Consider the following 14,011-nt stretch of genomic DNA (forward strand, 5'->3'; position numbering starts at 1 on the left):
TTGAACACAACTATCCTTACTCCTTTCTTTCTAGATTCAGGCTACACTCAGAATCTGGAAAACTCATTTCTTCCAAATCACAATGGAGTCTCAATCCCTATCCCTCTTTATTCAACACTAAATAAGTACGGATAGACTGGTTGACCACCTTGGTAGATTTCCACTTCGATGTCCTCATATTTTTCTTCAAGGTCTTGGGCAAGTCTTTCAGCCAAGGCTATCTCCCCCTCTTCCCCTACATAAATGGTCATGATTTCACTCTCTTCATCTAACATCTTATCAAAAGTTGCAACCAGTGTTTCCACCATGTCTGGATTTGAAACGACAATCTTTCCATCAACCATTCCTAAATGATCATTTTCATGAATTTCAAGACCGTCAATCGTGGTATCACGCACAGCAGTCGTCACACTTCCGCTCTTCACATCTCCAAGCGAAGCAGTCATTGCCTCAAAGTTGGTCTCAATATCACGGCTTGAATCAAAGGCTAATAAACTAGTAAATCCTTGTGGAATCGTGCGCGTTTCAACCACTTTGACCACCACTTCTGCAACTTCTGCTGCTGATTGAGCCGCCATTAAGATGTTTTTATTGTTTGGCAACAAGATGACATGGCGTGCATTAACCAATTCAATCGCATTGACAAAATCTTCTGTAGAGGGGTTCATGGTTTGACCACCTGAAATCACATAGTCTACTCCTTGCGATTTGAAGATTTCCGTCAAACCCTCCCCTGCCGCAACGGCGATCACAGCGTACTCTGTTTGTTCTGCTGGTTTTTGGAAACTTTCTTCTTTTTCAACTTGTGCTTCGTGTTGCTCGCGCATATTGTCAACCTTGACCTTAACCAAGCTACCATATTGAAGACCAGCCTGCATCACAAGTCCCGGGTCTTCAGTATGGACATGGACTTTTACGATTTCATCATCGTTAACTACAAGAAGAGAATCTCCTAAATCATTCAGATAGGAACGGAATTCTTCATAATCAAACTCTTTTACATAGGTTGGTCCTTGGCGAAGCGCCACCATGATTTCTGTACAGTAACCAAAAGTGATGTCTTCTGTCGCAACATGCCCCGCAACCGACTTATGATGCTCTGCATTGATCATACCAGACATCACTGCAGGAGTCGCTTCAAAATCGTCAGAAGCAATGTACTCACCTGTAAGAGCTGCAAGGAAGCCCTCATAGATGTAGACCAAGCCTTGACCACCTGAGTCCACAACACCAACTTCTTTTAATACTGGAAGCATTTCAGGTGTTTTCTTAAGTGCACGCTTTGCTCCCTCCAAAGTTGCACGCATCACTTCAATAGCATCATTGGTTTGTTCTGCTTTTTTCAAGGCGGCTGTTGCTGCCCCACGCGACACAGTCAAGATTGTTCCTTCAACTGGTTTCATAACCGCTTTGTAGGCCACTTCTACTCCATGTTGGAAAGCTTGTGCCAAATCTTTTCCAGTCAACTCCTCTTTGTCTTTAACCGATTGACTAAAACCGCGGAATAATTGGGATGTAATCACTCCTGAGTTACCACGCGCGCCCATCAAGAGGCCTTTTGATAAAATCTGAGCGGCTTCACCAACTGTGCTAGCAGGCTTATCAGATACCTCTTTAGCACCATTGGTAATCGTCATTCCCATATTTGTACCTGTATCCCCATCGGGAACAGGAAAGACATTCAATGAATTGACATATTCTGCTTGTTTATTCAGGCGAGTAGATGCAGCCTGCACCATTTCTTGAAATAAACTAGTTGTAATTTTAGACACCATTATTCTCCTACGACTTTGATATTTTGAATATAGACATTGACTGTATCTGCTGCGATACCTAATTGATTTTCCAAGTTGAACTTGACACGTTCTTGAATATTACGAGAAACTTCGCTAATTTTTACACCATAGCTCATCACAGTATACACATCTACCGCAATATGCCCTTCTTCAGTCGTTTTAATCACAACTCCTTTAGCATAGTTTTCTTTTCCAAGAAGCGCTTGAAAGTTATCCTTAATCGCAGATTTACTTGCCATACCAACAACGCCAAAAATCTCCGTTGTAGCACCTCCAACAACTGTCGCAATGACATCATCTGTTAGTTCAATCTGGCCATCTTTTGTATTGATCTTAACCGTCATTTTTCGCACCTCAAATCATTTTATCACTCTATTCTATCATAATTTCTCATGACTGTAAAAAACTAGGCTATTGCAACAGATAAGAAGTCCGTATCCCGTTTGATGACAATTCTAAACATAACAAGAAAAAAAGAGGCATTGAATCTCAAAGGTTCCCTCATTTCTCAACCTGTGAAAAATAACCGCCTATTCCTATCTACATTCGTTCATTTTGGGATGCAAAAAGAGGGGCATTTGAACCCTACTCGCTACTACATTTCTTGGCTCATGAAAAAACAGCCCACCGGGGCTGTTTTTTAAACACGTTCAACTTTACCTGATTTAAGTGCACGAGCTGAAACCCAAACTTTTTTAGGTTTTCCGTCAATCAAAACAGTTACTTTTTGAAGATTTGGTTTTACCGCACGTTTTGTTTGGTTCATTGCATGTGAACGATTGTTTCCTGATACAGTTTTACGACCTGTAAAATAACATACCTTAGCCATGTGTATTCCTCCTCATTTGATCAAATATTACGGATGTGCTAGCACCACATACTAGACTATTCTATCAAAAAATACAGCTCTTGGCAAGAAGAACTTTCAACTTATTTGTATCTAATTGTTGGTGGAACGTTTATATATCCCTTAAAATCCAAGAAAACATGTACTTTTTATCAGAAAAGACCGAGACAACTTTTTATAAAAGCCCCTGAATAGCTGTCGACCGTTACTATTTTTGACTACTCTCTGTTTACTATCTATCCGGATTAACAAGGTTTTTGCACGCTATTTGCTTCTTCTAGTCACTTCGTTTAACTTTTATGACTTCGTTCACTCGCTTTGCCGTACTCCAGTACAGCCTGCAACTCGCTGCCTAGTATAGTCATTTCGTTTATATTTTTATGACTTCATTCACTCGTCTTGCTGTACTCCAGTACTACCTGCGACTCCTTGCCTAGTACTAAAAATAAACGAAACGGCTATACTAAAAGTAAACCAAAATACTATATGTTCTGTTCTTTCAAGATCGACACACTAAAAAACAACTTCTCAAACGAGAAGCTGTTACTGATTGATCGTATCTTAGGCTTTGTTTTCAGAACCAAAAACATCAATGCGTTCTTCAACAGATGCTTGAATAGCTTTTACACCGTCAGCCAAGAATTTACGTGGGTCAAACAGTTTTTTCTTATCATATTCTGCTTCATTTGCTTCATAGCTACGAGCAAATGCACGAGTTGCGTTTGCAAATGCAATCTGGCACTCCGTATTTACGTTTACTTTTGCTACACCAAGTTTGATAGCTTCTTGGATTTGCTCATCTGGAATACCAGATCCGCCATGAAGAACGATTGGGAAACCTGGAACAGCTTCTGTCAATTTCTTCAAATGATCAAGGTCAAGACCCTCCCAGTTAGCCGGATATGGACCGTGGATATTACCGATACCAGCTGCCAAGAAGTCGATTCCAGTTTCTACCATTGCTTTTGCATCTTCGATTGGAGCAAGTTCACCAGAACCGATAATTCCGTCTTCTTCTCCACCGATTGTTCCAACTTCAGCTTCAACTGAGATACCTTTTGCATGAGCTAATTTTACAACTTCGCGTGCCTTTTCAAGGTTTTCCTCAACTGGAAGGTGTGAGCCATCAAACATGATTGAAGTATAACCAACTTCAATACACTCAAGGGCATCTTCGTAATGACCATGGTCAAGGTGAATCGCAACTGGAACAGTGATATTCATTGATTCTACAAGGTTTGCAATCAAGTTACGAGCTACTTTATAGCCACCCATGTATTTTGCTGCACCCATTGAAGTTTGGATAAGAACAGGAGCTTTTTTAGCTTCTGCGGCACGCAAGATTGCTTGAGTCCACTCAAGGTTGTTTGTGTTAAATCCACCAACTGCATACCCATTGTCACGAGCTGCTTGGACGAATTTTTCTGCTGAAACGACTGGCATTTTCTAGCCTCCTATTGATTTTTTATGGGTTTCCCCTTTTACATTGTTTATTTTATCACATTTTCATGAAAAAAGCTAATGTTTCATCAGATTTTTATTTTTCTTCTTTCTTATAGGTTTCTAAAAATTCCACCAATTTCTGTGGTTGAGTAGTGGGAAAGATTTTTGCACCTACTCCTACTCCAACAGTTGTATCAAAAGTTAGCATTTCTATTTTCTTATCCGTTACTTCTTCCAAGATATCCTCAAACTTATCACCATGGTTGATATCTAGATAGACATCCGCTTTTGCCATTAAGTCCTCAATAGTGACTCTCATAATTTTTGGATACAGCCTGACATTTTCATACTGGGCTAAGCGAGCAAGAGTCCCAGACATGGCAGTGTAAGCTCCGATGTGGAAACAACAGTCTGGCAAAGCGACGACTAGCTTTTCAATATGCTCCAAGTTGTCAGTATTGGTAAGAGTCAAGAGATGCAATCTTGTAGGAGGCTCGGTAGGTTTCACCCCCCCCCCAACTCTAGCGACAATCTCTTCCCACTCCAACATAGCATAGTCCCACCAAATCTGTCTAAGTCTTCCTGAAGAAAAGGTATTCCAAGGCTTATCTGGAGAAATATAGTGCAAAACTAAGGGAAGAGGATCAAGAGGAATCTCAAAAACACCTAACTCACCACGGATATAGGCTCCATAATCGTAGCCGATAGGAAAATTATAGGAATGATCTAAGGCAAGCCAACGTCCTGAAAAGACGCTATTTAGGATAGACTGGTCTCCCTCTGGTACTTCCTGCCAATCTCTCTTTGTCCTTTCGATGAGCTGTTCAACTAAACCCTCTGCTTTCCAGCGCTTATTATCGATTAGCAAGACTCCTGAGTTAAAGAGAGACGTCATCCCATGCAGGGCAGCTACTGCTGCTAGATAGTTATCTCCTAGATCGACATCAAACAAGTGACAGATCTCTCCAGTTACAATTACATCGCTATCTAGATAGAGAACACGATCCTCCATTACATATTCAGGGATGAAATATCGGGCAAAGGCCATATAGTTGATATGGGCAAAACCTGCTGTCCAACTCTTGTCCAGGCGAGAGTCTAGTAATTTGATGTCTACCAGTTCAGAGCCTATTCTTTCCATTTGTTTACGAATCGCCCTAAACCACTCACTAGGTATGTCCTGATTGAAGATATACACCTTCATCTCTCGATTGTGATAGCACAAAGATTTTAAAACGCTTTCAATTTGTCGAATATAGCCATAATCACCTGCTAAGACAATGGCTGCTTTTTGTCTTGTCTTCATCTTATCTTCTCCTCATGTTAACAAAAAAGACTGGCCAAGCCAGTCACAGATGCGGAGAGAGGGACTTGAACCCTCACGACCTAAAGCGGTCACAGGATCCTTAGTCCTGCGCGTCTGCCAATTCCGCCATCCCCGCGATTGAGTACCTTACTAGTATACCAGCTCCTCTACCTCTTGTCAATACTTTCTAGACATTTTTTCATGACAAGGGTATGAAATGAACATTTATGGATAATCCAACCGTTTTATGAGAGGTGTTCTCACAGAAAAATCAAATGCAACAGCCCTCCACTTTTTAGAAAATAAGGACTATTAAACAGTAGAAAACCTACGTTTCACCCTAAAAGCTTTCAAGCGCTGGTCGTGAATGCTTTTTATAAATCAGTAGAGCAATTAAACTAGGGTTAAATGCTCGAAAAAAGGGACATAACTGTTTCTACTTTAGTTGATGACAAATAGAGCTCCCTTTAGGAAACGATGACATTGGTTGCAAAGGAGACTATCTCGGTTTCCTTTTTACTTCACGCTCTCCTATCTTGTACTGAGAAAATAGTTGAAACTGAGGGACAAAGGCACCAATCTCATAAGGTTTTATAGGCATTTCGTTTATCTTTTATGACTTCGTTCACTCGTCTTGCTATACTCCAGTACTACCTGCGACTCCTTGCCTCGTACTAAAAATAAACGAAACGGCTATAAAACAATGAGGATCATCAAAATATCAAAATCACCTTGCCACAAGGCAAGATGATTCCACCAACACTTTATTTCTGATTTTCTACCGCAGCAGAGACAAAGGCTGTATACAGCTCCTCTGGACGGTTTGGACGGCTAGATAATTCTGGGTGATATTGGCAGGCCACAAAGAATTTGTTTTCAGGAATTTCCACAATTTCGACCAAACGATTGTCTGGTGATACTCCCGAAAAGACAAAGCCTGCTGCTTCAAATTGTTCACGGAATTGATTGTTAAATTCATAGCGATGACGGTGGCGACGTTGCACTACCTCTTGATGATTATAAGCTGCTGCTGCTCGACTCCCCTTTTTGAGTTTTGATGGATAGAGTCCGAGACGAAGAGTGCCTCCCATATCTTCCACATCAATCTGGTCGCGCATAATGTCAATAATCGGATAGCTTGTATCCGGAGCTAATTCAGCAGAGTTTGCGCCTTCAAGCCCTAGGACATGGCGAGCAAATTCAATACAGGTCAACTGCATACCGAGGCAGACTCCCAGCATTGGTACATCTTGCTCACGGGCATACTTAATAGCCTGAATCTTCCCTTCTGTTCCGCGTTGTCCAAAACCTCCTGGTACAATGATACCATCCGCATAACCAAGTATATCTGCTACATTATCTGCTGTCACATCGTTGGCATTAATCCAGTCAATCTTGACTTCCGCATCATTAGCATAGCCGGAATGTTTCAAGGCTTCTACTACAGAGATATAGGCATCTGGCAATTCTACATATTTCCCGACCAAAGCAATTTTCACTTGATTTTTCAAGTTCATGACCTTATCGACCATAGCAGACCATTTCGTCATATCTGCGGCAGGTGCATCAATTTTCAAGTGATCGCAGACAATCTGATCCATATTTTGCGCTTGTAAATTAAGAGGGATTTGATACAAATGCTCGACATCAAGCGATTCAATCACTGCTTCTGGTGCTACATCGCAGAATTGAGCCAATTTATTTTTAGTAGCTTGACCAACAGGCTCTTCTGTCCGAATAACCAGCATATTGGGTTGAATCCCCAGACCTCGCAGTTCTTTCACAGAATGTTGAGTTGGCTTGGTTTTCATCTCGCCCGCCACTTTCAAATAAGGTAACAGTGTAGTATGAATATACATGACATTATCCGCACCAACATCTGATTTCATCTGGCGAAGAGCCTCAAGGAATGGAAGACTTTCAATATCTCCAACCGTTCCCCCAACCTCAGTGATAATCACATCTGCATCCGTTGTTGTTGCCGCCCGCTTAATTTTTTCCTTTAAAGCATCTGTAATGTGTGGAATAACTTGGACTGTCGCTCCCAGATACTCCCCACGACGCTCCTTGCGAAGCACCTCGCTATAAATCTTACCGGTTGTTACATTGGAATATTTATTGAGGTTAATATCAATAAAACGTTCATAGTGACCAAGATCAAGGTCTGTTTCTGCCCCGTCTTCTGTCACAAACACTTCCCCATGTTGATAAGGACTCATGGTTCCTGGGTCAATGTTGATATAAGGATCAAATTTTTGAATCGTTACTTTTAATCCTCGATTTTTCAACAAGCGTCCTAAACTCGCAGCAACAATCCCTTTTCCAATTGAGCTCACCACTCCACCTGTTACAAAAATATACTTTGTCATGAACTTCTCCTTAAAAAATAAAAATAGCTCCCTGAAACAGGGAGCTCTGACCTCAAAAGAGGTGCCCGATTAATAGCATATCGAAAATATGAATATTTGTCAAATGGGAGTTACTCCTCATCAACATTTTCATCTTCATCTTCTTCTGTGTAGTCATCATCTTCTTCATTTAATTCAACTTCTTCATCTACCAAGTCCTCATCTGGGATGATTTCATTGATTTCAGAATCGTAGGATTCCGCTTCATCTTTCTCATCGTCTGGATTGTCATCATCGTATTCTGTTGGTTCTGCTGCGTCAAAACCATCTTCATCTTCTGGATCATCATTGCCATAATCAATCGCATCTTCATCACCATCCATAAAGGCATTGACACGTTTTTTCTTACGTTTTGGTGCGTCTTCATCCTCTTCCTCGAGAGTAATCACTTCTTCATCAATCTCATCAATAGCATACCATGAACGAAGTCCCCATTTATTTTCTCCTAGGGGAATAAAGCTACCATCCACATTCAAGTCAGAATAGAAAGTCGGAAGAGCAGCACGAATATCGCTATTTGATTTCTCAAGGTAGTTTTGAATGTCATTGACCAAATCATTAAAATACATCTCATTATCACGACCACGTTCTTCCAAAATGGCACGTGCTACTTCAATCATCGACAATTCACTTTTTTCTTGTCCTGCAAATACGTTTAATTCCACGCTTATTCTCCTTATGTAAAATACGAGTCTCAAAGCAAGCCTCGCCTCAGATTCATCCAGACTCTTTGAACACCTCAAACGAGTATCTTTTTGTCTTTCCACACTATTTTACGCTAAAATCAGCAAATAGTCAAAGATAAGTTTACTCTTGTTAGAATTGTAGAAAAATAGAAGCTAAGAACAAACTTAACCTCTATTTCTGTTGTTTTCTATTATTTTACAGTTGCAGTGCTGGTGATGACTTCAACAGCTTTTTTCACAGCAATATCATGTTTCAACATGTCTTCTGAAAGCAGACGACGTACTTGTTCTACTTCCATGTTATAAGTAGTAGCCAATTCTGCAATCTCTGCCTCAATTTCTTCTGCTGTTGCTTCAAAACCTTCTGCTTTTGCTACAGCTTCTACAACAAGATTTGTCTTCGTGCGTTTTTCAGCATCTGCTTCATACTGTTTATGAAGATCTTCACGTGTCGTTCCAGTGATTTGGAAGTACATATCTGGTGAGATACCCTGCTGTTGCATACCTCCGAGGAATTCATTGATCGCACGATGTACTTCTTCATGAATCATTTCTTCCGGAAGATCAACGATTTCTGCATTCTCAACTGCTACATCAATCGCTGCTGCCTCAACTGCATCGTCAAAAGCAATTTCTTTTGCTGCTTCTAATTCTTTTCGATATTTTGCTTTCAACTCATCGAGTGTTTCCACTTCTTCATCAAGGTCTTTTGCCAATTCATCATCAAGAGCTGGCACTTCTTTTGCTTTTACTTCATGGATTTTAGTCACAAAGAGGGCTGGTTTACCTGCCAAATCTGCTGATTGGTAGTCTTCTGGGAATGTCACTTCTACGTTGACTTCTTCACCTGCACTGTGACCTACTAATTGATCTTCAAAGCCAGGGATGAATTGACCACTGCCAAGACCTAGTGAGAAGTTTTCACCTTTTCCACCATCAAATTCGACACCGTCGATTGAACCAACGAAGTCAATGACAACTGTATCTCCCTCAGCAGCTGGACCTTCTTTGATAACCAATTCTGCCAACGTATTGCGCTCACGCTCAACTTTTGCATCTACTTCTTCATCTGTTACTTCTTTAGTTGCTTCAACTGATACAGCTAAGTTTTTATAGTCACCCAATTTTACTTCTGGCTTGGTAACAACTTCTGCAGTAATTGTCCAGTCTTGACCTTTTTCCATTGACACAACTTCAATCTTTGGCTGTGCAACCACTTCAAGACCTGCTTCTGCTACTGCTGCTTCATAAGCTGCTGGCAAAAGACTATTAACAGCATCTTGGTACAAGGCTTCTTCACCAAATTTTTGATTGAAGACAGCACGTGGCAAATGACCTTTACGGAAGCCAGGTACGTTGATATCTTTTTTTATCTTATTAAATACACGATTCAATTCTGGTTTAATAGCATCTTGAGCGATTGTAAATGTTAAGACACCGCGGTTTGTTTCTTTTGATTCAAATGATACAGACATTCTGTCATTTCTCCTTAAAATTTTATTGCATACACGCTATTATATCACATCCAAATCAAATAATAAAGTCAGAGAGTATCAAATTATACGCAAACCGTATCAATAGACGTATGGAGGATTATGACGGCATGTAAAAACTCAAACACTCTTGAAGCATTTATTTTCGGAATAGGGACAACACTAACGGGGAGCAGCTGTTAGTTGCTTATATTGATGATTTATTCACACCTCTCTCTTCATCTGTTGTAGATTAAAAATGAGAGGCAGACAGTCCTTTTACTATCCGATAAAGGCATACGAGTTACAGGTTTGGCACAGATATCACCCCTTACGAAGCATATCTTCCTGATACAAGGCTCTCGAACCTCCAATCAATTTTGGTCGACTAGCAAGAGCAGTCACATGAGCATAACCAATCTGGCGTAAGGTCGGTCTCAAAGGGACTTGGACATGTTTGACATGCATGCCAATCGCTGTATCTCCTATATCAAGCCCTGCATAAGCTGTGACAAATTCTACTTCGACAGGGTCTGCCATATACTCAAAAGCTGCTAATTGACCAGCACCTCCCGCATGCAAACTCGGAAGTACATTGACGATTTCCAATTTCTCAGCAAGGGCAAAGTCACGCTCAACCACCAAGGCTCGATTCAAGTGTTCACAACCTTGAACAGCAAGGTAAATCCCCCGTTCAGACAACACGTCTAAGATCGTTTTAACAATCACCTGCCCCACTTCAAGATTGGAGTGTTTCCCAATATGACCACCGATTACTTCACTGGACGACAGACCCAAGACAAATAATTGCCCTTTTCGAAGTTGACTCAATTCCAGCACTTCTTCCAGAATGGTCACAGTTTGCTGTTTTATGATATCCATCTCCAACATCTTTAAATAGCCTCCTTTCTAACACTTGTCATAGCGTTCGCAAGGATAGAACCTAGAACCATTCCTACCGTATTTTGAATGAGATTTCCCATAAGACCATCCAGCGCTCCTGCTAGATGATACATCTTCATGCTCGCTACAAAATAACCTCCCACCATAGCAAGACTCGCAAGGACAAGTCCCACAAAACGCTTCTTTCCTGACCATCCAGCCGCATAGCCTTGTAAACCGTGAAAGACCAGACTAAAGAAAGCCCACTGTGGATAGCCTAGTAGCAAATCAAGCAAAAGACCTGACAGACCCCCGACAATCGCTCCCTCTTTTGAGCCCAGGTAGAAAGCAGTAAAAAAGATACCAACATCTAGAAATGTGATTATTCCTGTTAAGGTTGACACATGCAGGTAGCCCAAGACAATAGTCAAGGCTGTCAAAATTGACAACAGCACGATTTTCTGTGTTTGCTTAATTTTCATATTGCACCACCCCATATTCATCAGATGCTTGAATAGCCCGATAGACAAAGTCCTTAGAAAGTTTCACAGCCTCAAACACGCTAGTTCCCAGAGCCAACTGGCTCGCAATACTTGAGGCAAAGGTACAACCAGCACCTGTGTTGTTTTTATCCAGGACCTGCGATTCCAAGACCTGACATTGTATCCCGTCATAATAGACATCAATTGCCCGCATTTGATCTAAGCGATTGCCTCCCTTAATCACGACATGTTGAACGCCTCGCTCATGCAAAGCTCTTGCTGCCTCTTTCATCTCTTCAACAGTCTGTATTTTTCTTTGGGTTAACAGCTCCGCTTCCACCAAATTTGGCGTAACAATCGTCACATACGGCAAGAATGCTAGCAGTTCATCGCGCAGGTTGTTGACCTCCACATCATGCGTTTCTTTACAAACGAGAACTGGATCCAAAACGATTGGAACTTCTGTATGTGCACGTACCATATTAAGCGCCTGCTTAGCGATGGCTATATTAGGCAATAGACCCACTTTTATGGCTGCAAAGTCTACCTCTTGCAGACTAGCTACTTGTTTTTCAAATACAGCTTCTTCGACAGGAAACACTTCAAAACCCGTTTCTGTCATAGCTGTCAAGCAGGTCACCACTACAAAGCCATGCAGACCATTGACCGTATAAGTAGTCAAATCTGCATGCAGACCACCACCGCTAAAAATATCATTGCCTGAAAGGGCTACTATATACTTACTCCTCATATCGAATCTCCTTCAAATACAAGCCGTTGGGTGCAGCTGTAGGTCCTGCTAGTTGACGGTCCTTTTCTTGTAAAATCCGCTTTACCTGTTCAACTGGCATCCGATGGTTCCCTATCTTGAGCAAGGTTCCCACCATATTACGCACCTGCTTATAGAGAAAACCATTTCCCGTAAAGGTAAAAATAAGCACATTTCGTTCATTACTTAGCTCCACACGTGCTTCTGTAATCGTCCGTACCTTATCCTCCACTGCTGTCCCTGATGCTGTAAAACCCGTGAAATCATGCGTTCCTACCAAGAAAGAAATAGCCTGCTCTATTTGTCCGATATCCAAGTCGTAGGAAAAATGGGTTGCATAGCGCCGCATCATGGGATTTTTCGGTCGACCAATATCCACTAAAAATTCGTAGGTTTTCTGGTGTTTGGCATAGCGACAATGAAAATCATCTGCCACCTGTTCAACTGCTATCACATCTATATCTTCTGGACTTTGCGTATCAAGGGCAAAACGTAATTTCTCCACATCTCGCGCGCTAGGCAGGTCAAAATGAATGACTTGACCGTAGGCATGAACACCACTGTCTGTCCGCCCTGCCCCATGCACTATCACTTCTTGCCCACTATTTAAACGTTGCAGGGTCTTTTCTAATTCCTCTTGAACCGTCCGTGCATGCGGTTGGCGCTGAAACCCTGAAAAATCGTATCCATCGTAGGAAATAATTGCTTTATATCTTGTCATAGCTTGATTGTACCATAGCCTAAAAGTGTCTGACAAGACCTTTACCCACCATTTGTCCTAGGACAGATAGTGGGGTAACGTTTATTCGCGCTTTTTAGTCAAATATGGTGTATAATGAAGAAAATACCTTGAAAGAGAGACGTGCCATGTCCCACCACATACACCATAATCACCACGATGCCTATTCGCACGTCGTGGGTCATTTAAAAGAAAAAGGCATTCGGATAACAGAAACTCGAAAAGCAGTCATTCGTCACTTGATTGACAGCCTAGACCATCCGAGCGCAGAGATGATTTACAAGGAGTTGCGTCCAAACTACCCCAGCATGAGCTTAGCTACTGTCTATAACAATCTCAAGGTCTTAGTCGAAGAAGGATTTGTGACCGAGTTAAAACGCAACAATGACACGACTACTTACTATGACTTCATGGGTCATGATCATTTAAATATTATCTGCGAACGCTGCGGAAAAATCACCGACTTGATTGCCGAAGACATGCCAAGCCTTGAACAACAAGTCCAAGACCAAACTGGCTATCAGATTACCAAGGAACTCCTAACCATTTATGGCGTTTGCCCAGACTGTCAATAAGCAATTCGGCATCAGACACGCATCAAATGAGCGTTGCAATCCTTTATTTATGAACCAAGAGGTGTTTAGTAAGAGGTATTTCTATAGAAAACGAATAAGATAAAATCTACCAATCCCAAATGAAAGAGGAAGAAGTGATGCTCGTCAAACATCGGCATCTGATATTGTTAGCCCACCTTGCTGAACCTCCGCTCTATCTTCGGTTTAGATAAGACTAACTTCACTATCCTTATCTCCAAACGTTTACCGTTCTCAATTCGGGGCTGGTTTGTATAGAATATTCATTGTAGACAGGCTATTTCATCAAACTTCGTGAATCGATAAACCAAACAAAAAAGCGAACAACATTCATTTTCTGAGTATCAGAAAATGAATGTTGTTCGTTTTGTATCTTTAAGGTTGGAGTTAAGCTTTGGCGTACTCTCGTACAGCCTGTAGCTTGTTGGCTAGGACTAAAACAAACTAAAAGACTCTATCAATATGAACGGCTCCCTGTCAAGTAGACAGTCAAATAATAAAAGATATTAAGCAACCTGATTCCTGAATTCTATAGGAGTCAGGTTATTTAATTTGGTCTGATAGCGTCGTGTATTGTAAAACTCAATA

At 41.3% G+C, this 14,011-nt stretch carries 13 protein-coding genes and 1 tRNA gene; 1 reads left to right on the forward strand and 13 read right to left on the reverse strand.

The annotated features are described in order from the left end of the window. Window positions 1-107: 107 nt before the first annotated feature. From E4T79_RS08580 to truA, 13 genes are all read right to left on the reverse strand, one after another. Window positions 108-1,772, reverse strand: coding sequence for a DAK2 domain-containing protein (locus E4T79_RS08580; RefSeq protein ID WP_135029509.1), 1,665 nt, complete (start codon window positions 1,770-1,772; stop codon window positions 108-110). A 2-nt stretch (window positions 1,773-1,774) separates the two neighbouring features. After that, on the reverse strand, window positions 1,775-2,140 hold the full coding sequence (locus tag E4T79_RS08585) for an Asp23/Gls24 family envelope stress response protein (protein ID WP_075105451.1): 366 nt from the start codon (window positions 2,138-2,140) through the stop codon (window positions 1,775-1,777). Between the two features lie 296 nt (window positions 2,141-2,436). Next, complete coding sequence (rpmB, locus tag E4T79_RS08590) at window positions 2,437-2,625, reverse strand: 50S ribosomal protein L28 (RefSeq protein ID WP_135029489.1); 189 nt, start codon at window positions 2,623-2,625, stop codon at window positions 2,437-2,439. Window positions 2,626-3,204: 579 nt separating this feature from the next. Next, on the reverse strand, window positions 3,205-4,086 hold the full coding sequence (locus tag E4T79_RS08595) for a class II fructose-bisphosphate aldolase (protein WP_135029491.1): 882 nt from the start codon (window positions 4,084-4,086) through the stop codon (window positions 3,205-3,207). Between the two features lie 94 nt (window positions 4,087-4,180). Further along, complete coding sequence (locus E4T79_RS08600) at window positions 4,181-5,392, reverse strand: glycosyltransferase (RefSeq protein WP_135029493.1); 1,212 nt, start codon at window positions 5,390-5,392, stop codon at window positions 4,181-4,183. A gap of 50 nt (window positions 5,393-5,442) precedes the next feature. Further along, a tRNA-Leu gene (locus E4T79_RS08605) sits at window positions 5,443-5,528 on the reverse strand. 628 nt (window positions 5,529-6,156) lie between these two features. Continuing rightward, a complete protein-coding gene (locus E4T79_RS08610) occupies window positions 6,157-7,761 on the reverse strand; it encodes a CTP synthase (protein ID WP_135029495.1) in 1,605 nt (534 codons plus the stop codon). 110 nt (window positions 7,762-7,871) lie between these two features. Further along, window positions 7,872-8,465 (reverse strand): DNA-directed RNA polymerase subunit delta, encoded by a 594-nt coding sequence (gene rpoE, locus E4T79_RS08615; protein ID WP_135029497.1) that lies wholly within the window; start codon window positions 8,463-8,465, stop codon window positions 7,872-7,874. A gap of 212 nt (window positions 8,466-8,677) precedes the next feature. Next, complete coding sequence (tig, locus tag E4T79_RS08620; protein WP_135029499.1) at window positions 8,678-9,961, reverse strand: trigger factor; 1,284 nt, start codon at window positions 9,959-9,961, stop codon at window positions 8,678-8,680. Window positions 9,962-10,282: 321 nt separating this feature from the next. Continuing rightward, window positions 10,283-10,846, reverse strand: coding sequence for a TIGR01440 family protein (locus E4T79_RS08625; RefSeq protein ID WP_135029510.1), 564 nt, complete (start codon window positions 10,844-10,846; stop codon window positions 10,283-10,285). Window positions 10,847-10,851: 5 nt separating this feature from the next. Beyond that, entirely contained in the window at window positions 10,852-11,322 is a 471-nt protein-coding gene (locus E4T79_RS08630; protein ID WP_135029501.1) for an ECF transporter S component, read from the reverse strand. Continuing rightward, window positions 11,312-12,073, reverse strand: a complete 762-nt coding sequence (locus tag E4T79_RS08635) for a bifunctional hydroxymethylpyrimidine kinase/phosphomethylpyrimidine kinase (RefSeq protein WP_135029503.1) — start codon at window positions 12,071-12,073, stop codon at window positions 11,312-11,314. The genes E4T79_RS08630 and E4T79_RS08635 overlap by 11 nt, the downstream gene beginning before the upstream one ends. Further along, a complete protein-coding gene (gene truA / locus E4T79_RS08640; RefSeq protein ID WP_135029505.1) occupies window positions 12,063-12,812 on the reverse strand; it encodes a tRNA pseudouridine(38-40) synthase TruA in 750 nt (249 codons plus the stop codon). The genes E4T79_RS08635 and truA overlap by 11 nt, the downstream gene beginning before the upstream one ends. 146 nt (window positions 12,813-12,958) lie before the next feature. On the opposite strand from truA, the gene E4T79_RS08645 reads away from it, so the two are divergent. Then, window positions 12,959-13,405 (forward strand): Fur family transcriptional regulator, encoded by a 447-nt coding sequence (locus E4T79_RS08645; RefSeq protein WP_135029507.1) that lies wholly within the window; start codon window positions 12,959-12,961, stop codon window positions 13,403-13,405. Window positions 13,406-14,011: the final 606 nt, after the last annotated feature.

It is taken from the genome of Streptococcus sp. LYSM12 (assembly GCF_004569635.1).
GTDB lineage: Bacteria > Bacillota > Bacilli > Lactobacillales > Streptococcaceae > Streptococcus.

What these genes read in the sequence shown, in the direction of transcription:
- rpmB (WP_135029489.1), bottom strand. Translation starts at nt 2,625, where the DNA reads ATGGCTAAGGTATGTTATTTTACAGGTCGTAAAACTGTATCAGGAAAC.
- tig (WP_135029499.1), bottom strand. Translation starts at nt 9,961, where the DNA reads ATGTCTGTATCATTTGAATCAAAAGAAACAAACCGCGGTGTCTTAACA.
- E4T79_RS08595 (WP_135029491.1), bottom strand. Translation starts at nt 4,086, where the DNA reads ATGCCAGTCGTTTCAGCAGAAAAATTCGTCCAAGCAGCTCGTGACAAT.
- E4T79_RS08585 (WP_075105451.1), bottom strand. Translation starts at nt 2,140, where the DNA reads ATGACGGTTAAGATCAATACAAAAGATGGCCAGATTGAACTAACAGAT.
- E4T79_RS08600 (WP_135029493.1), bottom strand. Translation starts at nt 5,392, where the DNA reads ATGAAGACAAGACAAAAAGCAGCCATTGTCTTAGCAGGTGATTATGGC.
- E4T79_RS08610 (WP_135029495.1), bottom strand. Translation starts at nt 7,761, where the DNA reads ATGACAAAGTATATTTTTGTAACAGGTGGAGTGGTGAGCTCAATTGGA.
- truA (WP_135029505.1), bottom strand. Translation starts at nt 12,812, where the DNA reads ATGACAAGATATAAAGCAATTATTTCCTACGATGGATACGATTTTTCA.
- E4T79_RS08635 (WP_135029503.1), bottom strand. Translation starts at nt 12,073, where the DNA reads ATGAGGAGTAAGTATATAGTAGCCCTTTCAGGCAATGATATTTTTAGC.
- E4T79_RS08645 (WP_135029507.1), top strand. Translation starts at nt 12,959, where the DNA reads ATGTCCCACCACATACACCATAATCACCACGATGCCTATTCGCACGTC.
- E4T79_RS08630 (WP_135029501.1), bottom strand. Translation starts at nt 11,322, where the DNA reads ATGAAAATTAAGCAAACACAGAAAATCGTGCTGTTGTCAATTTTGACA.